Origin of the sequence: Enterobacter sp. BIGb0383, assembly GCF_003751845.1 — a bacterium.
Taxonomy (GTDB): domain Bacteria; phylum Pseudomonadota; class Gammaproteobacteria; order Enterobacterales; family Enterobacteriaceae; genus BIGb0383.
Window position 1 is genome coordinate 1,393,632 of sequence record NZ_RJKQ01000001.1, and the last position, 24,623, is coordinate 1,418,254.

The following is a 24,623-nucleotide window of genomic DNA, read 5'->3' on the forward strand; positions in this document are numbered from 1 at the left end:
CATGGGCACCTACCTGATTCGACGTTTACTGCTGGTGATCCCCACACTTTGGGCGATCATCACCATTAACTTTTTCGTGGTGCAAATTGCCCCCGGCGGCCCGGTTGACCAGGCCATCGCCGCCGTTGAGTTTGGCAATACCAGCATGATGCCGGGCGTCAGCGGCGGTGGCACCGCCAGCAGCTACGCCCATACCGGCGTCAGCAATATCAACGAAAGTCACTATCGCGGCGGGCGAGGACTCGACCCGGAGGTGATTGCCGAGATAACTCAGCGCTACGGTTTCGATAAGCCCCTGCACGAGCGCTATCTGAAAATGCTCTGGGACTACGCCCGCTTTGACTTCGGCGACAGCCTGTTCCGCAGCGCCTCGGTCCTGCAGCTGATTAAAGACAGTCTTCCTGTCTCCATCACCCTCGGCCTGTGGAGCACCCTGATTATCTATCTGGTGTCGATTCCGCTGGGCATCCGCAAAGCGGTGCATAACGGCAGCCGCTTCGATACCTGGAGCAGCGCCTTTATTATTATCGGCTATGCCATCCCGGCGTTTCTCTTCGCCATCGTGCTGATCGTCTTTTTTGCCGGGGGCAGCTATTTCGATATTTTCCCTCTGCGCGGACTGGTGTCGGCCCAGTTTGATACCCTGCCCTGGTATCAGAAGATAACCGACTACCTCTGGCATATTACGCTGCCGGTGCTGGCGACGGTGATCGGCGGCTTCGCGGCCCTGACGATGCTGACCAAAAACTCATTCCTCGATGAGATCCGCAAACAGTACGTGGTCACCGCTCGCGCCAAAGGCGTCAGCGAGAACCGTATTCTGTGGGGACACGTTTTCCGCAACGCCATGCTGCTGGTGATCGCCGGTTTCCCGGCCACCTTTATCAGCATGTTCTTTACCGGCTCCCTGCTGATTGAAGTGATGTTCTCCCTTAACGGCCTGGGACTGCTGGGCTATGAAGCCACCGTGTCGCGCGACTACCCGGTGATGTTCGGGACGCTCTATATTTTCACCCTGGTTGGCCTGCTACTGAATATCCTCAGCGATATCAGCTATACCCTGGTCGACCCCCGTATCGATTTTGAGGGCCGCTGATGCGTCAATTAAGTCCCGCCGCAGAGGCCCGCTGGGCACGTTTTCGCCACAACCGCCGCGGCTACTGGTCCCTGTGGCTGTTTCTGCTGCTGTTTATCTGCAGCCTTGGCGCAGAGCTGATTGCCAACGACCGTCCGCTGCTGGTGAAGTTCGAGGGCAGCTACTATGTGCCGGTGCTGAAAAACTATAGCGAAAGCGATTTTGGTGGCCCGTTTAATACCGCCGCCGACTATCAGGACCCGTGGCTCCAGCAGCAGCTGGAAAGCAACGGCTGGGCCATCTGGCCGCCGGTACGTTTTGGTGCCAATACCATTAACTACAATACCGACCAGCCCTTCCCCGCGCCGCCTTCGACTAAGAACTGGCTGGGTACCGACGCTAACGGCGGTGACGTGCTGGCACGCATTCTCTACGGAACGCGGATCTCGGTGCTGTTTGGCCTGATGCTGACGCTGTTTTCCAGCGTGCTGGGCGTGATGGCCGGTGCGATACAGGGCTACTACGGCGGTAAAATCGACCTCTGGGGCCAGCGGTTTATTGAAGTGTGGTCCGGCATGCCGACCCTGTTCCTGATCATCCTGCTCTCAAGCGTCGTTCAGCCTGATTTCTGGTGGCTGCTGGGCATTACGGTGCTGTTTGGCTGGATGACCCTGGTGGGCGTGGTCCGCGCCGAGTTCCTGCGTACCCGTAACTACGACTATATTCGCGCTGCCCAGGCGCTGGGCGTCGGCGATCGCGGGATTATCTTCCGCCATATGCTGCCCAACGCCATGGTGGCCACCCTGACCTTTTTACCCTTTATTCTGTGCAGTTCCATTACCACGCTGACCTCGCTGGATTTTCTTGGCTTTGGTCTGCCGCTGGGTTCGCCCTCGCTCGGCGAACTGCTGCTGCAGGGGAAAAATAATCTGCAGGCGCCATGGCTTGGGATCACCGCCTTTTTGTCGGTGGCGCTGCTGCTGTCCCTGTTAATTTTCATTGGCGAAGCGGTACGCGACGCCTTCGACCCGAGCAAGGCGGTATAAGATGCGCGAACCGTTACTGGCGATTGACCAGCTATCCATAGCCTTCCGCCAGCGGGGAGAAACGCGGACCGTGGTCAGCGATCTGTCACTGCAAATCGCCGCCGGTGAAACCCTGGCGCTGGTCGGCGAATCCGGTTCAGGAAAGAGCGTTACGGCCCTGTCCGTGCTGCGTCTCCTGCCCTCTCCGCCGGTTATCTGGCCTACGGGCGATATTCGTTTTCACGGTCAGTCGCTGCTCAACGCGGATGAACAGACCCTGCGCGGTATTCGCGGTAACCGTATCGCGATGATTTTCCAGGAGCCAATGGTTTCGCTCAACCCCTTGCACAACCTGGAAAAACAGCTCTATGAGGTGCTGTCTCTGCATCGTGGGATGCGCCGGGAAGCCGCCAGGGGCGAGATCCTCGACTGCCTGGACCGGGTGGGTATCCGCAACGCCGCGGGCCGCCTGGCGGATTATCCGCACCAGCTCTCCGGCGGCGAACGCCAGCGCGTGATGATTGCGATGGCCCTGCTAACCCGACCGGAGCTGCTGATCGCCGACGAGCCGACGACCGCACTCGACGTCTCGGTACAGGCGCAGATTTTACAGCTGCTGCGCGAACTGCGCGAAGAGCTGAATATGAGTATGCTGTTTATTACCCATAATCTGAGCATCGTGCGCAAACTGGCTGATAACGTGGCGGTAATGCAGAACGGCCGCTGCGTTGAGCAGAACCGGGCTAACGCGCTGATGAACGCCCCGACGCATCCTTACACGCGTCGCCTGCTGGACAGCGAGCCAACCGGCGATCCTATTCCGCTCGATCCGACCCTGCCGCCGCTGCTGAACGTCAGCGATCTTCGCGTCGCCTTCCCGATCCGCAAAGGGATTCTGCGCCGGGTTATCGATCACAACCCGGTGGTGAAAGGCTTAAGTTTCTCCCTGCGTCCGGGAGAAACGCTTGGCCTGGTGGGCGAGTCCGGCTCGGGGAAAAGTACCACCGGCCTGGCGCTACTGCGGCTGATTACCTCTCAGGGCAATATCGAATTTGACGGTCAGTCGCTGCAGGGCAAAAGTCGCCGTCAGCTGCTGCCGATTCGTCACCGTATTCAGGTAGTTTTCCAGGATCCGAACTCTTCCCTGAATCCGAGGCTGAACGTTCAGCAAATTATCGAAGAGGGTTTGCGGGTGCATCAGCCATCGCTTAGCGCCGCCGAGCGTGAGCAGACCGTGATCCGCGTGATGGGCGAAGTCGGGCTGGATGCCGACACCCGTCACCGCTACCCCGCCGAGTTTTCCGGCGGCCAGCGCCAGCGCATTGCCATCGCCCGGGCGCTGATCCTCACGCCGCAGCTGATTATTCTGGATGAGCCGACCTCGTCGCTGGACAAAACGGTACAGGCGCAGATCCTCGCGCTGCTGAAGTCGTTACAGCAAAAGCATCGTCTGGCCTATATCTTTATCAGCCACGATCTGAGGGTGGTGCGTTCGCTCTGTCATCAGGTGATTGTGCTGCGTCAGGGAGAGGTCGTCGAACAGGGAGAGTGCCAGCGCGTCTTCGCCGCGCCGGAGCAGGCGTATACGCGCCAGCTTTTAGCGTTAAGCTGACGCTCAGAAAGGGTTATAGCTGGAGAACGGCTCGGCGATAGCCACGCCAAAGTTTTTCAGTCGGCAGGTGGCGGCGAATTCATCCTGATGGTTTACAAACAGGCAGGGTTCGCCTTCGCACTCCACGACAGAGCAGTCGACTTCAATGTCATCCAGAGCCTGACGCAGTTTCTGCATCACCGGCCATGCGCTATCGCCATCCGGACTTAACAACTTCAGCGCCACCAGGCAATTTTCACACTCCGATCCGCTTGGCGGAATCGGTTCAACACGCTTGCCTGCAAAACCCGCAGACCAGCGATAGCTTTGCGGGAGTCGGTGGACGATTGAGAGCTGTAATGTATTCACGATATTTCCCCGGAAGTAGCAACCCATCACAAATACTTAACATTCATGCTAACACATTATTGACAACTCGTCCTGTCCGGGACGTTGAAAACGCAAACCGGGTTTCCAGTAAGCGTGAAGGCGTGTCGAATGCCGATCGGTAGATGCAGTAAAACGGTCTTATGGCGCTATATGTACTCGTTTCTGTGATCTAACACAACCTTTTTGAATACAACAATGTGACTTTTTACATCATTGTCGTTTACAGAAGTGAAACATTTTTAGGCAGAGAAGGGTGAAAGGCTCTGATATGCGTCAAAAAAAGGGGCCAAAATAGCCCCTGCAGAAAGAATTAACGCACCGACTTTCGCGGACGGCTGGCGTAGAGGTAAAACAGAATGGAAACGATGGCGCAGAAGGCAATAGAGAGCAGCATTGGCCAGGCGCTGGTAAAGGTCGCCATCGACAGCAGCGCCCCCACAATCGCCCCGATCCCGAAGCGGAACGTCCCCGCCAGAGAAGACGCGGTGCCCGCCATATGAGGGAACTCGTCAAGAATGACCGCCATCGCATTGGAGGCGACCATCGAGATGCAGCCAACAAAGGCCGCAACGCCCAGCACCAGCGACCAGAAACCCAGACCAGCCAGGGCCGAGCCGACCATCCACAGCGCCATTACCAGCTGGATCCACAGCCCGGTGCGGAACATATTCAGCGCCCCGACCCGGCGGACAAAGCGGCTGTTAATAATGGTCATAATAAACAGGAACACGATGTTCAGCGCAAAGTAGTAGCCGAAATCCTGAGGCGAAACGTGGTTCAGCTCGATATAGACGAAGGGACCTGCGCTTAAAAACGAGAACATCCCGGCGAAACTGAAGCCGCTGGCCAGCATATAACTCAGCACGCGCTTATGGCGAAACAGCGAGGCGAAGTTGCCTGCGGTCGTGCGGATATGGAATTTCTGCCGTTTTTCCGGCGGCAGCGTCTCGTCGATCAGGAAGAAGATCATCACCGACACCATCACGGCCGCCAGCGCCAGGATCCAGAAGATACTGTGCCAGCTAAACCAGACCAGCACGGCCCCGCCGACCATCGGTGCCACCAGCGGCGCAATGGTCGTCACCAGCATGACGAAAGACATCATGCGGGAAAACTCTTCCTTCGGATAAATATCGCGCATCAACGCGTTAATCACCACGCTTGCCGCCGCAGCCGCCAGGCCGTGGAAAAAGCGCATCGTGATCAGCTGGTCGATAGTCTGTGACAGGGCGCAGGCAACGGCTGCAGCCGCAAACACCAGGGTTCCGCCCAGCACCACCGGCTTGCGCCCGATGCTATCTGCCATCGGCCCGTAGAGCAGCTGCCCGACCGCAAAACCGAGAATATAGGTGCTCAGGGTCATCTGGGCGCTGCCTGCGGGAACGCCGAACTGTTCGGCGATCACCGGCAGCGCGGGCAGATACATATCGATCGACAGGGGCATCAGCATGGCCAGCAGGCCAAGGATAACAACAATACTCATTGAAGAGCTTTGCCTGCGGGTCACACGGTTCTCCTGAAATCAGCTGGATGGCATGCCAATACTGGCAATTTCTTCGTCGGTCAGCGGGCGATATTCGCCGGGTGCAAGGTCGGAATCGAGCGCAATGTCACCGATTCGTTCACGATGCAGGCCGACAACGTGGTTGCCGACGGCGGCAAACATGCGTTTCACCTGGTGGTAGCGCCCTTCGCTAATGGTCAGACGCACATCCGTCGGGGCTATCACCTCAAGCGTTGCGGGTTTGGTCAGGTCTTTCTCGTTGTGCAGCTGAATCCCTTTAGCAAACTGCTCCGCCGTTTCCGGACTGACCGGCGCTTCCAGAGTCACCCGATAGGTTTTCTCGCAGTGGTGGCGCGGAGAGGTAATGCGGTGGGACCACTGACCGTCATCGGTCATCAGCACCAGACCGGTGGTATCGATATCGAGACGTCCGGCAGCGTGCAGCTTGTGCGCGACCGGCTCATCGAGGAAGTAGAGCACCGTCGGGTGATCCGGATCTTCAGTAGAGCAGACATAGCCCTGAGGTTTGTTCAGCATAAAGTAGCGCGGGCCGTTCTGCTGGGCCAGCGGGTTGCCGTCAAACTCCACCGCGTGTTCCGGCAGCAGTTTAAACGCGGCGTTTCTTACGATTTCGCCATCCACGGTGATACGGCTGCCGCGGATTTCGCGCCCGGCGATGGCCCGGCTGATGCCGAGCTGCTGAGCGATAAACTTATCAAGTCGCATGAAGTCTTTTTAGCCTTAATGGTGCTGGAGTCGGGCAACACGCCCGAAAAATAAAAGAAGTCGTCAGAACTGTTCAGTATAACGGGCGCTTTGCGGCGCTCAAGGGAAAAGATTCGTGGCTTATACCCTAAATAATTCAGATTGCAGGAAGGCGGCAAGTGAATGAGTCCCGATGAGCTTACTCAAGTAAGTGATTCGGGCGACTGAACGCAGCCAACGCATCGGCAATTTGAAGTATGACGGGTATACTATTTGGATGATGAGCAATGAAAAAATAACCCTCCGTCCCTATCAGCAGGAAGCGGTCAACGCCACCCTCACCCACTTTCGCCAGCATACCACGCCAGCAGCGATTGTCTTGCCCACAGGTGCGGGCAAAAGTCTGGTGATCGCCGAGCTGGCGAGGCTGGCGCGCGGTCGCGTGCTGGTGCTGGCCCACGTAAAAGAGCTGGTGGCGCAGAACCACGGTAAATACCTGGCGCTGGGTCTGGAAGCCGATATCTATGCCGCCGGGCTGCAGCGTAAAGAGAGCCACGGTAAAGTGGTGTTTGGCAGCGTTCAGTCCGTCGCCCGCAATCTGGACCAGTTTAACGATGCTTTCTCTCTGCTGATTGTCGATGAGTGCCACCGCATCAGCGACGATGACGACAGCCAGTATCAGCAGATCCTCAATCATCTGCAGCAGCACAACCCGCAGCTGCGTCTGCTCGGGCTGACCGCCACGCCGTTTCGTCTCGGCAAAGGCTGGATTTACCACTTTCACTATCACGGCATGGTCCGCGGCGACACTAAAGCCCTGTTCCGGGACTGTATTTACGAACTGCCCCTGCGCTACATGATCAAGCACGGCTACCTGACGCCGCCGGAGCGTCTCGATATGCCGGTGGTACAGTACGACTTCAGTCGGCTTCAGGCGCAAAGTAACGGCCTGTTCAGCGAAGCGGACCTCAATCTGGAGCTGAAAAAGCAGGAGCGGATTACCCCGCATATTATTAGCCAGATCGAAGAGTTTGCCGCCGCCCGCAAAGGGGTGATGATTTTTGCCGCCACCGTTGAACATGCCCGGGAAGTCGTCGGCCTGCTGCCTGCCGACGATGCCGAACTGATCACCGGCGAAACGCCCGGCCCGCGCCGGGATGAACTGATTGAAGCGTTTAAGGCCCAGCGTTTTCGCTATCTGGTCAACGTGTCAGTACTCACTACCGGTTTTGACGCGCCGCACGTGGACTTAATTGCTATTCTGCGCCCGACCGAATCCGTCAGCCTCTATCAGCAGATTGTCGGTCGCGGCCTGCGTCTGGCGCCTGGGAAGACCGACTGTCTGATCCTCGACTATGCCGGTAACCCGCATGACCTCTATGCCCCGGAAGTCGGCACGCCGAAAGGTCAGAGTGATAACGTCCCGGTGCAGGTGTTCTGTCCAGGCTGTGGCTTTGCCAATACCTTCTGGGGAAAAACCACCGCAGACGGCACCCTGATCGAGCATTTTGGCCGCCGCTGCCAGGGCTGGTTTGAGGATGATGACGGGCATCGGGAGCAGTGTGATTTCCGCTTCCGCTTTAAAAACTGTCCCCAGTGCAACGCCGAGAATGATATTGCCGCCCGCCGCTGTCGGGAGTGCGACGCGGTGCTCGTTGACCCGGACGATATGCTGAAGGCCGCGCTAAAGCTAAAAGATGCCCTGGTGCTGCGCTGTAGCGATATGGTTCTGCAGCACGGCGCGGACGAGAAAGGCGAATGGCTGAAGATCACCTATTACGATGAGGACGGTACCGACGTGAGTGAGCGCTTCCGTTTGCAGACGCCGGCCCAGCGAACCGCCTTTGAGCAGCTATTTATCCGCCCGCATACCCGCACGCCGGGCGTGCCTCTGCGCTGGATCACCGCCGCCGATATCCCGGCTCAGCAGGCACTGCTGCGCCATCCTGACTTTGTAGTGGCGCGAAAAAAAGGCCCGTACTGGCAGGTCCGTGAGAAAGTCTTCGACTATCAGGGACGCTACCGTCGGGCCAATGAACTGCGATAGTAAAAAAGACGCCCCGGAAAGCGGGCGTCCACAACACACTGTTATCCGCGCGCCTCTTCCAGGCTGAACTGCTGGACGCTTTGCGCCAGCTGCTGGGCCTGGTCTTCCAGTGAGGTCGCGGCGGCGGCCATCTGCTGAACCAGGGCGGCGTTCTGCTGCGTCACACCGTCCATCTCGTTTACCGCGATGGTCACCTGACTGATACCTTTGGCCTGCTCATCAGAGGCGCTAACAATCTCGCCGATAATGGTCTGCACAGAGTTTACCGCCTGGGTCATCTCCTGCATGGTTTTGCCCGCGTCGTTCACCAGTTGAACACCGTTCTCTACGCGCTGGCTGGATTCCGCGATCAGCGCACCGATCTCTTTCACCGCGTCAGCGCTTCGCTGGGCCAGGTTACGGACTTCCGAGGCCACAACCGCAAATCCACGCCCCTGCTCACCGGCACGCGCGGCTTCAACCGCCGCGTTAAGCGCCAGGATATTGGTCTGGAAGGCAATGCTATTGATAATCGCCGTGATATCGCCGATTTTCTTCGCGCTGTCATCGATCTGCGACATGGTCTGTACCACCTGACCCACCAGCATTTCACCGCGGCTGGCGATTTGCGTGGCGTTTTCCGTCAGAGCGGTGGCGTTATGCGCATTTTCGGCGTTGTGTTTCACCGTCGCGGTAAACTGCTCCATACTGGCTGCCGTCTGCTCCAGAGCCGCCGCCTGCTGTTCGGTACGCGAGGCAAGGTTAATGTTACCGCTGACAATTTCCCCCGCGCCCTGACGCACCGAATCACTGGCCTCTTTGATTTGACCGACAATCTGCCGCAGCTGCGTCTGCATGGTGTGCAGGGCAAAGAACAGGCTATGGCGATCGTTCGCTTTGACGTTGATGGTGTTATCCAGCTTGCCGTCTGACACCGCCAGCGCGATCGTTGCCGCTTCCAGCGGTTCCCCACCAATCGGTCGCAACACCTTACGGCTGAAGACGATGCCCAGCAGCGCACTGACCAGCAGAATACTGATCGCCATCAGGACAATTGCCATGGTCAGCTGACGATTAGCAGCGGCCATCACCTGACTGACCGGTGCCACCACGCCCAGATACCAGCTGTCGGTGCTGTTGCCAATTTTGACCGGCTGCCAGGTCACCAGCGCGTCTTCACCCAGTACCGCATCCGCCTGTTCAACCACGTCGGAGGTGAAGTTATGGGTTTCGCCCGGGTACGGTTTGCTGGTCAGATTTTTATCCGGATAAGAGATCACCTTTCCGGCGGTGGAGAGCAGCACCGCATAGCCGCCGCCCTGCCAGGGTTTAATCTGGTTCACTTTCTGTTGCAAAGAGGCAAGCGAAATATCAGAGGTGACAACCCCATAGAGCTTGCCCTCGCTGACGATAGGCGTCGCCACGGACGTCAGCAGCGTCGGCACGCCGTTATAGGCATAGCTGTAGGGTTCAATCAGGGTGTCTTTACGGGTTTTCTGCGGTACCAGGTAGTAATCACCCTGGCCCGGCGTCAGGTATGACATCAGCGGATGAACGTTGAATTTCCCGGACGCATCGCTATCCACAAAGAAGGCATAACGGCCTTTAGGAGCCTGATTGGGCTGGCCATCGAACTCTGCATCGCGTCCGTCCCAGGCGTTTTCTTCAAAGGTGACCGACACGGAGAGGTAATCCGGATTATCGCGCATCGCGGATTCCAGCATTTTATACCCCACGTTACGGTCAGTGATCCCGACCTGTGGGAGAGCAATCATGCTGTGACCGAGGTTATGCGCTACGTCGCGGGCATAGCTCAGCTCGCTCTGAATTTTCAGGGCTTCGCTTTGGGCAATTTGCTGTAAATATTTTTCGGCTAAGGATTTCTGTACGCTGCTGGACTGCCAGCTAAGCACGCCGATGGTAACAACGAAACCCAGCGTGATGGTGATGGCGCCCGTTAACAGCATCTGTGCGCGGGTGCTCATTTTTTTATGAACATATTGTCTGGCCATTACGGCTCCTCTGGTGTCATTCAATCACGTCATCAATCGTCCTTCTTGTTTCCGGCAGAGATCCCTTGTGAGATGACTATCGGCGCGGCGTATTTGATCTTTAATTGTTAACGGAGAAGACTTTCAGCTGTAACGGTGGGGTTTTGGCAGCATAAACAGCGGCATTACGGAGGTAACGGGTTGGTATTGAATTAACAAGCTATCAACAACCGCGTCCACCAGCACTTTCCTCTGATGAACGCGGAAGAAAATATTTTATATCCGGATCACAATGACTCAGCCACGCCCGTCTTTCGGCGCTAAGAAGTAAAAGCCAAACGGCAGGGAGCCAATCACGGTGAAGACGGTGCTGTAAATAAACACCCAGGCCCCCTGGATAATAAACATGGAGGTGGTCCACTCTTCCATTGGCAGCGAGTACTGATCCTCAACGCCCTGGAAAGTGACTTTGGTGATCACCGCCACGACGGTAATGAACACCATAATCACCGCTACGATAAATTTTTTGCCGTCGCGGGTGCGTAATTTCTCTAACATCTTTCCTCCTGATTCATTTATGACCGTTTCTGACGCAGTAATTGCCTTACCCCAGGTTCGGGGCTATAATGCCGCCCGCTTTTGCATCCGCAAAGCAGATCATTTGCCTGTTGCTGGGTCGCCTGTAACAGGTGTTATTAAATAGAGAGACATTCATGTTTACTATCAATGCAGAAGTTCGTAAAGAGCAGGGTAAGGGTGCGAGCCGCCGCCTGCGTGCAGCTAACAAATTCCCGGCTATCATTTATGGTGGCGAAGCTGCTCCGGTGTCCGTTGAACTGGATCAAGACAAACTGTGGAACATTCAGACTAATGCTGAATTCTACAGCGAAGTTCTGACCCTGGTTGTCGACGGTAAAGAAGAAAAAGTGAAAGTTCAGGCTGTTCAGCGTCACCCGTTCAAGCCAAAACTGTCTCACATCGACTTCGTTCGCGCGTAATCGCTGACCTGTCGAAGAAAAACCCCGCGCTGCGGGGTTTTTTTATGTCCGTTCGCTGTCGATTAGCGGCTCACCGGTTCGTGAATTGTTATCATCCTCGGTGATGCTCTGCGTACGCTTAAGCTGATTACTCAGCGCCCGCTGGCGAATACTGCCGCTTTCCGGTCGCCAGGGCAGAATGCGCAACGGAAGGGTTTGCCCCACTTCCAGCGCGTTAAACAGCGCCTCGCTGGTCAGAATATCCGCCCCTTCCCGCTCTTCTCCCGCAAACTGAAAGCGAAACCCAACGGTCAACAGCAGCTCGTCAACGTTGATGCGACGCGTCTCATCGCGCAGTTCCGCCACGCACTCCTCGCGCTTTTTCTCCGTGACGATCGCCGTGATATTCAGCCCGTGCTGGCGCAGCAGCCCTTTCTCATAGTAATGGCGCATACTGCTGAGGTTAGAGACACAGGCAAAGCCGATAATAAACAGGCCGCAGGCACCAAACACCAGCAGAAAAATCAGCAGCGGAATGCCGTGATGCGCATCCGGCAGCCAGACGCGGAAAAACAGCACCAGAGAGACCAGCAGGAAGAGCGTACCAAGGCCCAGCAGCAGAACAAAAGCCAGAGCGTGTTTACGCCAGACCTCGCGCAGCAGCGCAAAATCGAGGCCCGGACGGCGGGAAAGTTGAGCGTGGCGCATAGCAGGTTCGACTATCCGAAGAGGCAAAAACAGGAAAGCCTGCCGTTACCGGCAGGCTGGCGTGACGATTTACTTCCCGCCGTTAAGGCGACGCTGGAGCTGATCGCGCAGGTTCGGCGGCGTGCCTTTGATGGTCAGGGTATCGGTCGCCGGATCCCAGAAGATACGCTCGCCCAGCAGCATGGCGTCAAAGTTGATGGTCAACCCACCGCCGCTACCGGCATATTTGGTCAGCTGACGCAGGGTACTGCGGTCGGCCGGGAAGCTTTCTTCCAGCTCATAGCCCTGCCCGGAGGTAAACTCCTGGAAGCTGACTTCACTGACGCCGTCCAGCTCTTTCGACAGCGACGACAGCTCAATCTCTTCTCCGGCCTGCAGCTGCTCGTTGCAGTAGCTGTAGACCTGCTGACGCACGTTCTGGCGTTCGTTTTTATCCAGCTGGGCCTCGGCGGTAAAGTCATCCACCGCCTGCAGCAGGCCGCGGTTCTGCGCTTTGGCGTTGAGGCCTTCGCTGGCACCGAGGAAATCCATAAAGAAATCGGCGACCTTGCGACCAACGCGTCCTTTCAGGAAGGTCAGGTAGCGGGTCGATTCCGGGTTGGTATCCCACTCGGTTAAATCAATCCGCGCCACAATATCGGCATGGTTGATGTCCAGATAGTGCGTCGAGCTGATATCCAGCTGTTCGTTAACGCGCATGCTGCTCAGGTTATTGAGTACCGCCACCAGCAGATACTCCACCGCCAGATAGCGGTAGTTGCAGAACAGTACGATGCCGCCGTCGGCAAACGGATATTTTGCCAGCTCATCGCGCAGGCGTCCGGTCGCCGCACGGCTGAAGGACAGGAAGTCTTCATTGCCCTGACGCTGGTCGCGCAGGGCCTGCGCCAGTTCGCTCTCTTCGCTAAACAGGCCATAGGCTTTGTTTTTCGCGCTGTAGACCCGGTGCAGCTCCGCCATCATCTCAACAACGGCAGCGCCCGGCTCCAGTAATGAATCGCGCAGCATCAGCTCAAGGTTCTCGTCACGCTTGATAAGCTGGTGCAGAGCAATCTGGTTGATATCCAGACTCATGTTAAACTCTCCTTTTTGAATCGGCGGTATTCAACCACCGACGGCGCAACTGTGCAACCGGTGAAAAAATGCGGAAAAAAACCTGCTGCTACGGTAATATGTTGCCCTTTCATGTACAAACTCTGATTTTGATTTATGCCGCAAATTTCTCGTTACAGTGATGAACACGTTGAGCAGTTACTGAGTGAACTGGCTAACGTGCTGGAAAAACATAAAACGCCGACAGATCTGTCGCTGATGGTGCTGGGTAATATGGTGACGAACCTGATTAACACCAGCGTTGCCCCGGCGCAGCGTCAGGCTATCGCCCGCTCTTTTGCCCAGGCTCTGCAATCGTCCGTCGACGAAGACCCGGCGCATTAAGGAAAACGATAAACAGGCTATGGTGAATCGTCAGCGCTATCGTGAAAAAGTCTCCCAGATGGTGAGTTGGGGACACTGGTTCGCCCTGTTCAACATTCTGTTGGCCTCGGCTATCGGTAGCCGTTACCTGTTTATCGCCGACTGGCCGACAACGCTTACCGGGCGAATCTATTCGTACCTGAGCGTTGTTGGCCATTTCAGCTTCCTGGTGTTTTCCACCTACCTGCTGATCCTGTTCCCGCTGACCTTTATCGTGATGTCGCAGCGGCTGATGCGTTTCCTTTCGGCCCTGCTGGCAACCGCCGGTATTACGCTGCTGCTGATCGACAGCGAAGTGTTCACCCGCTTCCACCTGCACCTCAATCCCATCGTCTGGGAACTGGTGATTAACCCGGATCAGAGCGAAATGGCCCGCGACTGGCAGCTGATGTTTATCAGCGTGCCGGTGATCTTGCTGCTGCAGATGCTGTTCGCCACCTGGAGCTGGCAAAAGCTTCGCAGCCTCACCCGCCGTCGGCACTATGCCCGCCCCGTGGTGGCGCTGTTGTTTGTCTCCTTTATTGCGTCGCACGTGATGTATATCTGGGCCGATGCCAACTTCTATCGCCCCGTGACCATGCAGCGCGCCAACCTGCCGCTCTCCTACCCGATGACCGCTCGCCGGTTCCTGGAGAAGCACGGTCTGCTGGACGCTCAGGATTATCAGCGTCGGCTGGTGGAACAGGGGGACCCGGAAGCGGTCTCCGTCCAGTATCCGCTCAACGATTTGAGCTACCGCGATATGGGCCAGGGCCAGAACGTCCTGCTGATCACCGTCGACGGCCTGAACTATTCACGCTACGAGCAGCAGATGCCTGCCCTTGCGGCTTTTGCTCAGCAAAACATTAACTTTACCCAGCATATGAGCGCGGGTAATACCAGCGATACCGGGCTGTTCGGCCTGTTCTACGGTATTTCTCCCGGCTATATGGATGGGGTGCTGGCGTCGCGTACTCCGGCCGCGCTTATTACCGCGCTCAATCAGCAGGGTTACCAGCTGGGGCTGTTCTCTTCGGATGGCTTTAACAGCCCGCTCTACCGCCAGGCCCTGCTGTCTGATTTCTCGCTGACCGCACCGCGTCCGCAGAGCGACCGCCAGACCGCCGACCGTTGGATTAACTGGCTGGGTAACTATGCCCAGGAAGATAACCGCTGGTTCTCCTGGGTTGCCCTTAACGGCACCACCCTCGATGACCAGCAGCAGGGCTTTACCCGTCGCTACACCAACGCCGCTGAAAGTGTCGATGAGCAGATCGCCCGCATCCTCGGCGCGCTGCGCGACGCAGGCAAACTGGATAATACGGTGGTGATTATTACCGCCGGGCACGGCGTGCCGCTCGATAAGCAAAAAGAACTGTTTGAATGGTCACGTCCGCAGCTGCAGGTCCCACTGGTGATCCACTGGCCTGGCGCACCGGCCCAGCAGATCGATAAGCTGACCGGCCATAAAGATATTATGACGACGCTGATGCAACGCCTGCTGCACGTAAGTACCCCGGCCAATGAGTACTCTCAGGGCCAGGATCTGTTTACCCCGCAGCGCACGCAGAACTGGGTCACCTCGGCAAATAAAGGCACCCTGACGGTGGTCACGCCGCAGATGACGCTGGTGCTGAACGGCAACGGCAGCTATGAGAGCTGGGACCGTAACGGAGAAAAAATTCGCGATGCCAAACCTCAGCTCAGCCTGCTGCTTCAGGTCCTGACGGATGAAAAGCGCTTTATCGCTAACTGATTGATTAATTATAAATCAGTCAACCTTTCCCCGCTTGCAATCAGCGGGGAAAACGGTAGTATTAGCCTCCTGCGTCGGCACGTAGCGCAGCCTGGTAGCGCACCGTCATGGGGTGTCGGGGGTCGGAGGTTCAAATCCTCTCGTGCCGACCAAATTCTTCGAAAAACCAGCCTGAAAAGGCTGGTTTTTTTATATCTGCGATTCAGTAAAAGAGGTTTTGCGAGCAGTCTTCCAGATAGAGACGTTCAGACTTTACCGCCCTGTCAAGCCGACGCATTATCCCACCATGCTTTCAGGATCTAAGTAGGGATAAAATGGAAACTGACGATTTCCCCGGGATGTGCCGTGAAACGCTGGATTTTCTTCAGACCTTTATTGATTCGGTGCCTTTAAACCTGACGGTTAATCCTATAAGCGAAGACGAATTTGAAGCGCTGGTGCGAGATAACAGATCATCTCTTAATTGGCGTAGCTACTTTGGTCATTATCTCAGTGATGAAAGCTTCCATATTGCCTTTAAAATCACAGGGAGTGACACCATTGATGGCGCAATATTAGCAGTCTACTCTGTGTCGCATAAAGTACTTCACCTGCTTCTCCTGGAATCTCTGATCCATACTCAGCGGAAGCACCCACTTAAAGGCCGTCTTACTGCCCTAACCGTCATCGCAGCCACCATGCTTTTAACCTTCCTGGAAGGGAGCAAAGGCGCATGGATTGTTGAACCCGATCCCCTGTTGATCGGACACTATTCGCGTTTCGGATTTACGCGAGGATTCGGTGAAAAAAGCGTGATGTATGCGTCAACAGAAACGCTGCAAAGCATGCAAACAGAGCTACTAAATACACTACGCGACAGCAATACTTAGAACACTAAATGTTCAAATGAACACGGATGGGTTATAATTGCACCTTATCTGACATCTCGAGGCGACCATGAAAAACCAGACAAAAGCGCGTTTAAGCCCCGCGCAGATGCGTGAAGTTCTGCTGGCAAATGCTCAGGTACTTATGTCCGAACTTTTTCAGACGCGCTCACCTGAGGTTTCCGGGCTTAAAAAAACCGAGCAGCAATCCGTAGACGCGCCTTTGCAGAAACGCAGCACCTCATATCCATGATTTTCCTTACCGCAATAATCCCTGCGCAAACGACCACCTGTATCTGAATCAAAAATCGAAAATTCATACTTTTTTCACAGTTTGTGCTACCTCTTCTATCAGGTTTAGTGATAACTTACGCACCCCGAGCGTGAAGTCTAAATGATGACATTTCCCTGATAATCTTTACCATTATCGCTGGAATCATCAGCACAGCGTAGTGTCTGAAGGTGCAGAGCACACCGTCATTGAGCCTCCCTCCTCTGGCGATGCATCTTCCGTGGTTACAGACAGGTTTATATATGGTTCAGGACAAATTCTTGCGGGCGTTTCTGCATCCGCGCTATTGGGTCACCTGGTTTGGTCTGGGTCTCCTCTGGCTGCTGGTTCAACTTCCCTACCCCGCAATCCGCAAGCTTGGTACTACCGCTGGTCGACTGTCGCGCCGATTCCTTCAGCGTCGGGAATCTATTGCCCGCCGAAACCTGGAGCTATGCTTCCCGGATATGAGTGACGAAGCCCGTGAACGCCTGATTGCGGAAAACTTCGAGTCGCTGGGTATGGCACTGCTGGAAACCGGCATTGCCTGGTTCTGGCCGGATAAACGCGTCCGCAAATTTTTTGACGTCGAAGGTTTTGAGCATTTCGCTGAGGCAAAAGCCCTCAATCGCGGCGTGATGGCTATCGGGGTGCATTTTATGTCACTGGAGCTGGGCGGCCGCGTAATGGGCCTTTGTCAGCCGATGATGGCAACCTATCGCCGCCATAATAATCCCCTGATGGAGTGGGTGCAGACCCGCAGCAGAATGCGCTCCAACAAGGCGATGATCGAGCGTCGCAATCTGCGCGGAATGGTCAGCGCCCTGAAAAAAGGCGAAGCGGTCTGGTTTGCACCGGACCAGGATTATGGCCGCAAAGGCAGCACCTTCGCCCCGATGTTTGCGGTGGAAGAAGCCGCCACCACTAACGGAACCTACGTTCTGTCCCGTCTTTCCCGCTCGGTGATGCTGACGGTGACCCTGGTCAGAAAAGCGGATAAGTCGGGCTATAACCTGTTTATCTCGCCGGTGCTGGAAGGCTACCCGGATGACGAGCAGGCCGCCGCCGCGTATATGAATAAAGTGATCGAAAAAGAGATCCTGCGCGCGCCCGAACAGTATTTATGGGTCCACCGTCGTTTCAAAACGCGCCCTGAGGGCCAGCCCTCGCTGTATCTGTAATGTCCCGGTCGGCTATCCCCTGCGATAGCCGATTTCAGCAGTATAATCCTCCAGCCAATACCAAACCGGGAGTCAACGACCTCAATCCCGGCGCGAAAAAGAGACGATCCTGTGCTAGCCTTTAGCCATCTTTCATCATGCTAAGGGACTAATCATGAAGCATACCGTTATCTTTTCCGCATCGCTGCTGGCTGCCGCCGGTCTTATCGCCCCGGCTCAGGCCACCTCACTCGCGCATCAGCCCTCAGCAGAGGCTCCCTGGCCCGCCGCCAGCGCCGGAATGAAACGCCAGATAATCCAGCTGCCTGCCCAACAGGACGAGCAGGGATTTAAAGTAGAACTGCTGATTGGTGAAGTGCGGGAAGTTGACTGTAACCAGCACCGGCTCGGCGGCAATCTGGAAACCAAGACGCTGGAAGGCTGGGGCTATGATTACTACGTCTTTACCCCGACGTCAGGTACGGCATCCACGATGATGGCCTGCCCTGACGGCAAAAAAGAGCGGAAGTTTATCACCGCCTGGCTCGGCGACAATGCCCTGCTGCGCTACAACAGCCGCCTGCCGATTGTGGTCTATACCCCGAATAATATCGACGTGAAATACCGTATCTGGCAGGCCGATGCGACCCTGCACCGCGCCGAAATTAAATAAAAAAAAGCCCGATGCTTTGCAGCATCGGGCCTGATTTACCTCACCACGCTTACAGCGCGATATCTGCAACCGGTTTGCTTTCGGTTTGCGGGGTAGTGGCCTGCGCCTGCGGTGCCGGATCGGCAGCCTTCGGCTTCTCATATTTCAGCCCCAGCACGCGGCTGGTATATTCCAGCTCCTGCTCGGTCGCCGCCACGTTGCCGTTCAGCGAAGTGCCGTAAGACGGAATAATGGTTTTCAGTTTCGCCTGCCATTCCGGCGTGCTGACTTTATCTTTAAAGACCTTCTCCATCAGGTGCAGCATGATCGGTGCCGCAGTAGAGGCACCCGGAGATGCGCCCAGCAGCGCGGCTACGGAGCCGTCTTTCGCGCTGACCACTTCGGTACCCAGACGCAGTACGCCGCCTTCTTTCTCATCGCGCTTCACAATCTGCACACGCTGACCGGCCTGCCACAGACGCCAGTCTTCTTTCTTCGCCTGCGGGTAGTACTCCTGCAGCGCCGCGAAGCGGTCATCATCGCTCTGCATTACCTGACCAATCAGGTATTTCACCAGGTCAAAGTTATCCAGGCCTACGTGCATCATCGGCATAACGTTCGAAGTGGTCGTCGCACTCAGCAGATCCCACAGGGAACCATTTTTGAGGAACTTGGTGGAGAAGGTCGCGAACGGCCCGAACAGCACCACGCGCTTGCCGTCAAGAATACGGGTGTCGATATGCGGTACGGACATCGGCGGTGCGCCAACGGAAGCCTGACCGTAGACCTTAGCCAGATGGCGGTTAACCACTTCCGGGTTTTCAGAGACCAGGAATTCGCCGCCAACCGGGAAGCCACCGTACTCTTTCGCTTCCGGGATGTCGGTTTTCTGCAGCAGTTTCAGCGCCGCACCACCGGCACCGATAAAGACAAATTTCGCCTTAATGGTGTGCTCGACCTCGTTGTTTTTCAGGTCGGCAACGGTCACGCTCCAGGTGTTATCCGGGTTGCGTTTGAAGTCGCGAACTTCCGTGCTCAGCTGCAGGTTAAAGTTCTCTTTCTTCTGCAGGGACGCCACCAGCTGGCGAGTGATCTCACCGTAGTTCACGTCGGTGCCGATTTCGGTGCGGGTTGCGGCCACTTTCTGCTTCGGATCGCGCCCTTCCATCACCAGCGGCGCCCACTCTTTAATCTGCGCGTGGTCTTCAGAGTAGCGCATACCGCGGAACAGGGTGCTCTGCTGCAGTGCCGCATAGCGGGCGCGCAGGAAGTCGACGTTGTCGCCCCAGACAAAGCTCATATGCGGAACGGTATTGATAAAGGAATGCGGGTTCTGCATTACGCCGTTGTTGACCTGATGCGACCAGAACTGGCGCGAGATCTGGAAGGCTTCGTTGATTTCAACGGCCTTCTCGATGCTGATAGAGCCATCGGCTTTCTGCGGGGTATAGTTCAGTTCCATTAATGCGGAGTGGCCGGTCCCGGCGTTGTTCCAGCCGTTCGAGCTTTCCTGCGCCACGCCGTCCAGGCGTTCAACCATGGTCATCGACCAGCCCGGCTCAAGCTCCTGGAGATAGGTCCCCAGGGTTGCGCTCATGATACCGCCACCAATCAGCAGTACGTCGGTTTCCTTCTCATCCCCGGTATTCGCATGCGCTGTCATAGCAACAGCATTCAGACCTACCACCAGAGTGATAAGCATGGCCGTCATTTTTTTCATAATGTTAAAGCCTTACATTTAATGTCGTTTTTTTGAGTGCAGGTAGAATAGTTAGCGGGGCTAACGTTACCATTTATGGATAAAAAGTTAAATATTGTTGAGAATTTAAATAAAAATTTGGGTTTTGTTATTTCCATGTATATAAATTTACACCATAAAACCGATTTGCACTGGCAGCCATCATGGGGAGCAGGTACTATTCTGCGCTTTGCATCCACCGCACGGACGCCCGCTAATCGGCGAACTCTATGTCTGCACCTCAACACGCTTATACTCCCGCGCCCGACGCTACCGTAACGGGTGTGCTTCGCTCACCGCGTCTGCTGCTGCGCGAAACTCTGGCGGGCGTTATTACCGCCCTGGCCCTGATCCCGGAAGTGATCTCCTTTTCAGTCATTGCCGGTGTCGACCCTAAGGTCAGCCTGATTGCCTCGGTGGTGCTGTGCCTGGCGATGTCGGTGCTCGGCGGCCGCCCGGCAATGGTCACCGCCGCCGCCGGTTCGGTGGCGCTGGTGATAGGCCCGATGGTCAGCCAGCACGGCGTCGGCTATATTCTCCCCGCCGTGGTCATGGCCGGTATGATTCAGATTCTGTTTGGCGTCCTCGGTATGGCCAGGCTGATGCGCTTTATTCCTCAGGCGGTGATGACCGGCTTTGTGAACGCCCTGGGGATCCTGATTTTCTTCGCCCAGGTGCCCCACTTCTGGCAAAAAAGCCCGCTGATTTGGGGACTCTTTGTGCTGACGCTGCTGATTGTGCTGTGGGTACCGCGCTTTATTAAAAGCATCCCTGCCCCGCTGATCGCCATTGTGGTCCTGACCCTGTTCAGTATTTACAGCGGGCAGCTGTTGCCTACGGTCGGCGATGCCGGCCCCATGAGCCGTGGTTTACCCGGATTCACCGAGCTGCAGGTGCCGTTGAATATGCATACCCTGGCGATTATCTGGCCCTGCGCCTTAAGTATCGCCTTTGTCGGACTGATGGAGTCGCTGTTGACGGCCAGGCTGGTAGACGACCTCACCGCCAGCCCGTCGAACAAACACCGGGAGAGTACCGGTCTGGGTATCGCCAATATCATGGCCGGTTTCTACGGCGGCATTGCGGGCTGCGCGATGATCGGTCAGACCATCGTGAACGTGGAGATGGGGAAAGGACGCAGTCGGATATCGACTCTTGCCGCTGCGCTGATTTTACTGCTGCTGGTCACCGCATTAAGCGAGGTGATGGCCAAAATCCCGATGGCCGTGCTGGCCGGCATTATGGTGATTGTGGCGGTGAAAACCTTTAGCTGGCACAGCGTAGCCCCCGCCACGCTGAAAGGGATGCCCGTCGCAGAGACGCTGGTGATGCTGGTCACCGTCGCCGCTACCCTGAGCACGGAAAATCTGGCGATTGGCGTCGCGGCGGGCGTTATCGCCCTGCTGTTACTGCCGCGACGGATGAAGCGTCATCTGACGGCTACAGCAAAAACAGCGTCGCCAGACCCAGAAAAATAAAGAAGCCCCCGGTGTCGGTAATGGCGGTGATCATCACGCTGGAGCCGACCGCCGGGTCGCGCCCCAGCTTCGACATAATCATCGGGATCAGCACACCCATCAGGGCCGCCACCAGCAGGTTGAGGATCATGGCCAGCGTCATCACGCCGCCGAGCGCCATATCGTCGTACAGCCACCAGGTAATGCCGCCCATGATCCCGCCCCACACCAGGCCGTTAATCAGCGCGGTGCCCATTTCACGCAGGATCAGAAACGAGAAGTTACCCGGCTGAATATGCTGTAACGCCAGCGCACGCACGATCATCGTGATGGTCTGATTCCCCGTGTTGCCGCCGATGCCCGCCACGATGGGCATCAGCGAGGCCAGCGCCACCAGTTGGGAGATCGTGTGTTCAAATCCGTCGATGACCCGCGAGGCGATAAAGGCCGTACAGAGGTTAATTGCCAGCCAGGCCCAGCGTTTTTTCACGGTTTTGCTGACCGGCGCGAAGACATCCTCTTCGCTGCTCAGGCCACCCATTCGCCGCAGGTCGTTGTCGGTCTCTTCATAGACCACGTCGACGATCTCATCGATGGTCAGACGCCCCATCAGTTTGCCGGCAGGGTCGACCACCGCCGCACTGACCAGGTTATCACGCTCAAAGGTACGCGCCGCTTTTTCGGCGTCTTCCTGCGGATGGAAGGTGACAATATCGTGGTCCATCACTTCATCGACCCGCCGTGAAGCCGGGTTTAGCAGAATGCTTTTCAGCATCAGTTCGCCCTGCAATGTGTTATCGCGGGCGGTGACAAAGAGTTTATCGGTGTTCTCCGCCATTTTGCCGAGCCGCCGGAGGTAGCGCTGGACCGTCCCCAGGGTGACATCAGGCCGGACGGTGATCACCTCAAATTCCATGATCGCGCCGACGCGATTTTTATCGTAGTGCATCACCTGGCGAACCCGCGCCCGCTCGTCCGGCGGCAGGCTGGCCATCAGACGACCGGTCAGATCGCGGGGCAGGTGCTGAACCAGGTAAATCTGCTCATCGATATCCAGGGTTTGCAGGGCATCAAGCAGCGCTTTGTCGCTCATCCCGTCAATCAGGTCTTCCCAGACGTTTTCCGATGCCTCAAGCAGGACCTTTCCCCGCTTGTCGTCCTCAACCATTCGCCACAGGGCATGACGCTCTTCCGCCGGAAGTGCCTCAAGGGTATCCGCGAGATCCGCAGGCCGCAGGTGCGCCACCAGCGCGCCGATCTCAGCCAGATCGTCTGCCAGGGTGCCGTCATCATACTGTTCAGCGAGGGTCAGCTTGCCCAACAGCGCCGAGGTGACGGCTTTATCGGTGGAGAGTAACCAGATGAGTCGCGCACGCTCTTCATCGCGCAGTCGGGCGCTGTTTTTTGGCAAGACGGACATGTTGAGGCAATTCCTTTGTGTTCAACCCGCACGACAATCGGACGGCGAGTTAATGATAGCGCGGGGTTGTGTAAATAATAATAAACAGTGGGCGGGGATGATGAAAAAAACAGCATATGCTCCCCCGAAAGTTCGGGGGAGCATCAATATCAGGCAGTACGGGCGACCGCGTCGCGGGAAGCGGCGGCACGTTCTTCGCCGGTCAGCTCGCTAAGCTGGCCGTTGCGCATCTCCAGCAGGCGATCGGCGTGGATAAAGTAGTGATCGTCATGGCTGATAGCAAAGATGGTTTTTCCCATCTGCTGCATCAGCGGCAGCAGGACCTGATAGAACTCGCGGCGGAAATGCGGGTCCTGATCGGCAGCCCACTCGTCCAGCATGATGATATCGCGCTCTTCCGCCAGCGCCAGCAGCAGGGCCACGCGCTTTTTCTGTCCTTTGGAGAGATTAAGATCGAGGATTTTACCGCCGTCCAGCTTGATTTTATGCGCCATCTGCAGCTGCGCCAGCCATTTATCGACCAGCGCCGGATCGGCCACTTTACCTTCCGGCCCGAGCAACTGGTCAAACAGCCAGACATCGGTAAAGACCGCCGAGAACAACTTACGGTAATCTTCCGGTTTATCCACGGCCAGCGGCTTGCCGTCCAGCAGGATCTCACCGGACACCGGCTGATACAGCCCGGTCAGCAGCATCGCCAGCGTCGATTTCCCGCTGCCGTTACCGCCGATCAGAAACACCAGCTCACCCCGTTTCAGGGTCATATTGATCGGACCGACGGAGAAGGTGTTGTCTTCGTAATGGAATACCACGTCGCGCAGCTCAAGCGTCTGCCAGCCCGCGTGGGACTGCGGTTTCGGGAATTCAGCCCGGAACGGCGCCAGCGCAAACTTATTCAGCTTATTAAAGGCCACCTGCGCCGTCAGCAGCGTCGGCAATGCCCCGACCGCAGAAAGCAGCGGCGTACGCAGGAACAGCAGAGTCAGGGAGTAGGTCGCCGCAACGTTGGTATCCGCCCAGCCCAGGCTATTCGCCATCCAGAACACCAGGCCAATCGCGCCCAGCATCATAATATTCGACCAGTTCACCGCACTCAGATGGAAAGTATCGGCGCGAATAATATTGTGGCGATATTCGCGGGCATCAGGAAGATAGAGATTGTTGAAGATATGCTCGGCGCGTTCGCGGTTCAGCGTCAGCTCTTTACGCCCTTCCAGCACGGTCTGGTAGTCTTTGTACAGTTTATCTTCCGTTTCGCGCAGTACGGCCATATGACGGTAAACGCGGGAGACCAGCATAAAACCGCCCCAGATGGTAATCACCAGCCACAGGGCCGTTATCAGCAGCATTTTGCTCGACAGCCAGGCCAGATACGCGGCACAGCCGAAACTCAGAATAATGCCCTGCACCAGCTCCGGCAGACGCACGAAAGCGATGGTGATATTACGCACATCGCTGGTTAACCCGGCAAGCAGCGACGCGGTGCCGACTTTTTCGATACGCGCAATCGGCGTATCGAGGATCCGCTTAATAAATTCGCCGCGCAGGCGGTAGACAAAATGGTGTCCCAGGGTCGTCAACGCCAGCTGTGAACCCAGCGTCACCGCCATCAATAAGAGCAGCAAACCCAGGAATTCCGGCAGAACCATCAGGGTGTTATCCACGGTTTCAATCAGCCGCAGGTTGATAAAGGCGATCAGGCCAATACCCAGCGCGGCGCTCACCAGGCTCAGCGCCATCACGGCGATGAAAGGCCAGCGATACTGGCGCCAGACAACAAGAAGAAGTTCCATAACCACAGTCCGGAGTAGAAAAAGAGCGGGCAGTGTAAACTGCTGACGGCCGACAGCAAGAAT

At 56.5% G+C, this 24,623-nt stretch carries 21 protein-coding genes and 1 tRNA gene; 12 read left to right on the forward strand and 10 right to left on the reverse strand.

The window, feature by feature from the left end; all coding sequences use genetic code 11:
• The first annotated feature begins 1 nt into the window (after window position 1).
• Genes EDF81_RS06625 through yejF form a run of 3 tightly spaced genes read left to right on the forward strand, consistent with a single transcriptional unit; the run spans window position 2 to window position 3,712 of the window.
• Window positions 2-1,096: a microcin C ABC transporter permease YejB gene (locus tag EDF81_RS06625; protein ID WP_123347293.1), complete on the forward strand. Its 1,095-nt coding sequence runs from the start codon at window positions 2-4 to the stop codon at window positions 1,094-1,096.
• Complete coding sequence (locus EDF81_RS06630; RefSeq protein ID WP_123347294.1) at window positions 1,096-2,121, forward strand: microcin C ABC transporter permease; 1,026 nt, start codon at window positions 1,096-1,098, stop codon at window positions 2,119-2,121. The genes EDF81_RS06625 and EDF81_RS06630 overlap by 1 nt, the downstream gene beginning before the upstream one ends.
• Window position 2,122: 1 nt before the next feature.
• Window positions 2,123-3,712 (forward strand): microcin C ABC transporter ATP-binding protein YejF, encoded by a 1,590-nt coding sequence (gene yejF / locus EDF81_RS06635; protein WP_123347295.1) that lies wholly within the window; start codon window positions 2,123-2,125, stop codon window positions 3,710-3,712.
• A 3-nt stretch (window positions 3,713-3,715) separates the two neighbouring features.
• Here the strand turns inward: yejF and EDF81_RS06640 are convergent, their stop codons facing one another.
• From EDF81_RS06640 to rsuA, 3 genes are all read right to left on the reverse strand, one after another.
• Window positions 3,716-4,060, reverse strand: a complete 345-nt coding sequence (locus EDF81_RS06640) for a YejG family protein (protein WP_123347296.1) — start codon at window positions 4,058-4,060, stop codon at window positions 3,716-3,718.
• A 331-nt stretch (window positions 4,061-4,391) separates the two neighbouring features.
• A complete protein-coding gene (locus tag EDF81_RS06645) occupies window positions 4,392-5,588 on the reverse strand; it encodes a Bcr/CflA family multidrug efflux MFS transporter (RefSeq protein ID WP_123347297.1) in 1,197 nt (398 codons plus the stop codon).
• Between the two features lie 15 nt (window positions 5,589-5,603).
• Window positions 5,604-6,311, reverse strand: a complete 708-nt coding sequence (gene rsuA / locus EDF81_RS06650) for a 16S rRNA pseudouridine(516) synthase RsuA (protein WP_123347298.1) — start codon at window positions 6,309-6,311, stop codon at window positions 5,604-5,606.
• A 259-nt stretch (window positions 6,312-6,570) separates the two neighbouring features.
• On the opposite strand from rsuA, the gene EDF81_RS06655 reads away from it, so the two are divergent.
• The gene (locus EDF81_RS06655; RefSeq protein ID WP_123347696.1) at window positions 6,571-8,337 is read left to right on the forward strand and encodes a DEAD/DEAH box helicase; all 1,767 of its coding nucleotides are present in this window, start codon (window positions 6,571-6,573) and stop codon (window positions 8,335-8,337) included.
• 41 nt (window positions 8,338-8,378) lie between these two features.
• On the opposite strand, the gene EDF81_RS06660 is transcribed toward EDF81_RS06655, so the two are convergent.
• Window positions 8,379-10,328: a methyl-accepting chemotaxis protein gene (locus EDF81_RS06660; RefSeq protein WP_123347299.1), complete on the reverse strand. Its 1,950-nt coding sequence runs from the start codon at window positions 10,326-10,328 to the stop codon at window positions 8,379-8,381.
• Between the two features lie 276 nt (window positions 10,329-10,604).
• Entirely contained in the window at window positions 10,605-10,865 is a 261-nt protein-coding gene (locus EDF81_RS06665; RefSeq protein ID WP_123347300.1) for a DUF2534 family protein, read from the reverse strand.
• A gap of 155 nt (window positions 10,866-11,020) precedes the next feature.
• Here EDF81_RS06665 and rplY point away from each other — a divergent pair, with 155 nt between their 5' ends.
• Window positions 11,021-11,305: a 50S ribosomal protein L25 gene (rplY, locus tag EDF81_RS06670; protein ID WP_123347301.1), complete on the forward strand. Its 285-nt coding sequence runs from the start codon at window positions 11,021-11,023 to the stop codon at window positions 11,303-11,305.
• A gap of 42 nt (window positions 11,306-11,347) precedes the next feature.
• On the opposite strand, the gene EDF81_RS06675 is transcribed toward rplY, so the two are convergent.
• Entirely contained in the window at window positions 11,348-11,992 is a 645-nt protein-coding gene (locus tag EDF81_RS06675; RefSeq protein ID WP_123347302.1) for a hypothetical protein, read from the reverse strand.
• Window positions 11,993-12,061: 69 nt separating this feature from the next.
• Complete coding sequence (gene yejK / locus EDF81_RS06680; RefSeq protein WP_123347303.1) at window positions 12,062-13,066, reverse strand: nucleoid-associated protein YejK; 1,005 nt, start codon at window positions 13,064-13,066, stop codon at window positions 12,062-12,064.
• Window positions 13,067-13,201: 135 nt separating this feature from the next.
• On the opposite strand from yejK, the gene EDF81_RS06685 reads away from it, so the two are divergent.
• The 6 genes from EDF81_RS06685 to eco all read left to right on the forward strand — a co-directional run bounded on the left by EDF81_RS06685 (window position 13,202) and on the right by eco (window position 18,173).
• Window positions 13,202-13,429 carry a YejL family protein gene (locus EDF81_RS06685; RefSeq protein WP_123347304.1) on the forward strand — a complete coding sequence of 76 codons (228 nt, stop codon included), beginning with the start codon at window positions 13,202-13,204 and terminating at the stop codon, window positions 13,427-13,429.
• A 19-nt stretch (window positions 13,430-13,448) separates the two neighbouring features.
• On the forward strand, window positions 13,449-15,203 hold the full coding sequence (gene yejM / locus EDF81_RS06690) for an LPS biosynthesis-modulating metalloenzyme YejM (protein WP_123347305.1): 1,755 nt from the start codon (window positions 13,449-13,451) through the stop codon (window positions 15,201-15,203).
• A 75-nt stretch (window positions 15,204-15,278) separates the two neighbouring features.
• Window positions 15,279-15,355, forward strand: a tRNA-Pro gene (locus EDF81_RS06695).
• Window positions 15,356-15,517: 162 nt separating this feature from the next.
• Window positions 15,518-16,072: a hypothetical protein gene (locus EDF81_RS06700; RefSeq protein WP_123347306.1), complete on the forward strand. Its 555-nt coding sequence runs from the start codon at window positions 15,518-15,520 to the stop codon at window positions 16,070-16,072.
• 531 nt (window positions 16,073-16,603) lie between these two features.
• Complete coding sequence (lpxP, locus tag EDF81_RS06710; RefSeq protein ID WP_123347308.1) at window positions 16,604-17,521, forward strand: kdo(2)-lipid IV(A) palmitoleoyltransferase; 918 nt, start codon at window positions 16,604-16,606, stop codon at window positions 17,519-17,521.
• 154 nt (window positions 17,522-17,675) lie between these two features.
• A complete protein-coding gene (eco, locus tag EDF81_RS06715; protein ID WP_123347309.1) occupies window positions 17,676-18,173 on the forward strand; it encodes a serine protease inhibitor ecotin in 498 nt (165 codons plus the stop codon).
• 49 nt (window positions 18,174-18,222) lie between these two features.
• Here the strand turns inward: eco and mqo are convergent, their stop codons facing one another.
• Window positions 18,223-19,872, reverse strand: a complete 1,650-nt coding sequence (mqo, locus tag EDF81_RS06720) for a malate dehydrogenase (quinone) (protein ID WP_123347310.1) — start codon at window positions 19,870-19,872, stop codon at window positions 18,223-18,225.
• A gap of 248 nt (window positions 19,873-20,120) precedes the next feature.
• On the opposite strand from mqo, the gene EDF81_RS06725 reads away from it, so the two are divergent.
• Window positions 20,121-21,368 carry a SulP family inorganic anion transporter gene (locus EDF81_RS06725; RefSeq protein ID WP_123347311.1) on the forward strand — a complete coding sequence of 416 codons (1,248 nt, stop codon included), beginning with the start codon at window positions 20,121-20,123 and terminating at the stop codon, window positions 21,366-21,368.
• Here the strand turns inward: EDF81_RS06725 and mgtE are convergent.
• Complete coding sequence (gene mgtE, locus EDF81_RS06730) at window positions 21,331-22,767, reverse strand: magnesium transporter (protein WP_123347312.1); 1,437 nt, start codon at window positions 22,765-22,767, stop codon at window positions 21,331-21,333. The two genes, EDF81_RS06725 and mgtE, sit on opposite strands and share 38 nt — an antisense overlap.
• Window positions 22,768-22,916: 149 nt before the next feature.
• Window positions 22,917-24,560, reverse strand: a complete 1,644-nt coding sequence (locus EDF81_RS06735) for a multidrug ABC transporter permease/ATP-binding protein (protein ID WP_123347313.1) — start codon at window positions 24,558-24,560, stop codon at window positions 22,917-22,919.
• Window positions 24,561-24,623 lie beyond the last annotated feature (63 nt).

What these genes read in the sequence shown, in the direction of transcription:
- EDF81_RS06625 (WP_123347293.1), top strand. Translation starts at nt 2, where the DNA reads ATGGGCACCTACCTGATTCGACGTTTACTGCTGGTGATCCCCACACTT.
- EDF81_RS06630 (WP_123347294.1), top strand. Translation starts at nt 1,096, where the DNA reads ATGCGTCAATTAAGTCCCGCCGCAGAGGCCCGCTGGGCACGTTTTCGC.
- yejF (WP_123347295.1), top strand. Translation starts at nt 2,123, where the DNA reads ATGCGCGAACCGTTACTGGCGATTGACCAGCTATCCATAGCCTTCCGC.
- rsuA (WP_123347298.1), bottom strand. Translation starts at nt 6,311, where the DNA reads ATGCGACTTGATAAGTTTATCGCTCAGCAGCTCGGCATCAGCCGGGCC.
- EDF81_RS06655 (WP_123347696.1), top strand. Translation starts at nt 6,571, where the DNA reads ATGAGCAATGAAAAAATAACCCTCCGTCCCTATCAGCAGGAAGCGGTC.
- EDF81_RS06660 (WP_123347299.1), bottom strand. Translation starts at nt 10,328, where the DNA reads ATGGCCAGACAATATGTTCATAAAAAAATGAGCACCCGCGCACAGATG.
- EDF81_RS06665 (WP_123347300.1), bottom strand. Translation starts at nt 10,865, where the DNA reads ATGTTAGAGAAATTACGCACCCGCGACGGCAAAAAATTTATCGTAGCG.
- rplY (WP_123347301.1), top strand. Translation starts at nt 11,021, where the DNA reads ATGTTTACTATCAATGCAGAAGTTCGTAAAGAGCAGGGTAAGGGTGCG.
- EDF81_RS06675 (WP_123347302.1), bottom strand. Translation starts at nt 11,992, where the DNA reads ATGCGCCACGCTCAACTTTCCCGCCGTCCGGGCCTCGATTTTGCGCTG.
- yejK (WP_123347303.1), bottom strand. Translation starts at nt 13,066, where the DNA reads ATGAGTCTGGATATCAACCAGATTGCTCTGCACCAGCTTATCAAGCGT.
- EDF81_RS06685 (WP_123347304.1), top strand. Translation starts at nt 13,202, where the DNA reads ATGCCGCAAATTTCTCGTTACAGTGATGAACACGTTGAGCAGTTACTG.
- yejM (WP_123347305.1), top strand. Translation starts at nt 13,449, where the DNA reads ATGGTGAATCGTCAGCGCTATCGTGAAAAAGTCTCCCAGATGGTGAGT.
- EDF81_RS06700 (WP_123347306.1), top strand. Translation starts at nt 15,518, where the DNA reads ATGGAAACTGACGATTTCCCCGGGATGTGCCGTGAAACGCTGGATTTT.
- lpxP (WP_123347308.1), top strand. Translation starts at nt 16,604, where the DNA reads ATGGTTCAGGACAAATTCTTGCGGGCGTTTCTGCATCCGCGCTATTGG.
- eco (WP_123347309.1), top strand. Translation starts at nt 17,676, where the DNA reads ATGAAGCATACCGTTATCTTTTCCGCATCGCTGCTGGCTGCCGCCGGT.
- mqo (WP_123347310.1), bottom strand. Translation starts at nt 19,872, where the DNA reads ATGAAAAAAATGACGGCCATGCTTATCACTCTGGTGGTAGGTCTGAAT.
- EDF81_RS06725 (WP_123347311.1), top strand. Translation starts at nt 20,121, where the DNA reads ATGTCTGCACCTCAACACGCTTATACTCCCGCGCCCGACGCTACCGTA.
- mgtE (WP_123347312.1), bottom strand. Translation starts at nt 22,767, where the DNA reads ATGTCCGTCTTGCCAAAAAACAGCGCCCGACTGCGCGATGAAGAGCGT.
- EDF81_RS06735 (WP_123347313.1), bottom strand. Translation starts at nt 24,560, where the DNA reads ATGGAACTTCTTCTTGTTGTCTGGCGCCAGTATCGCTGGCCTTTCATC.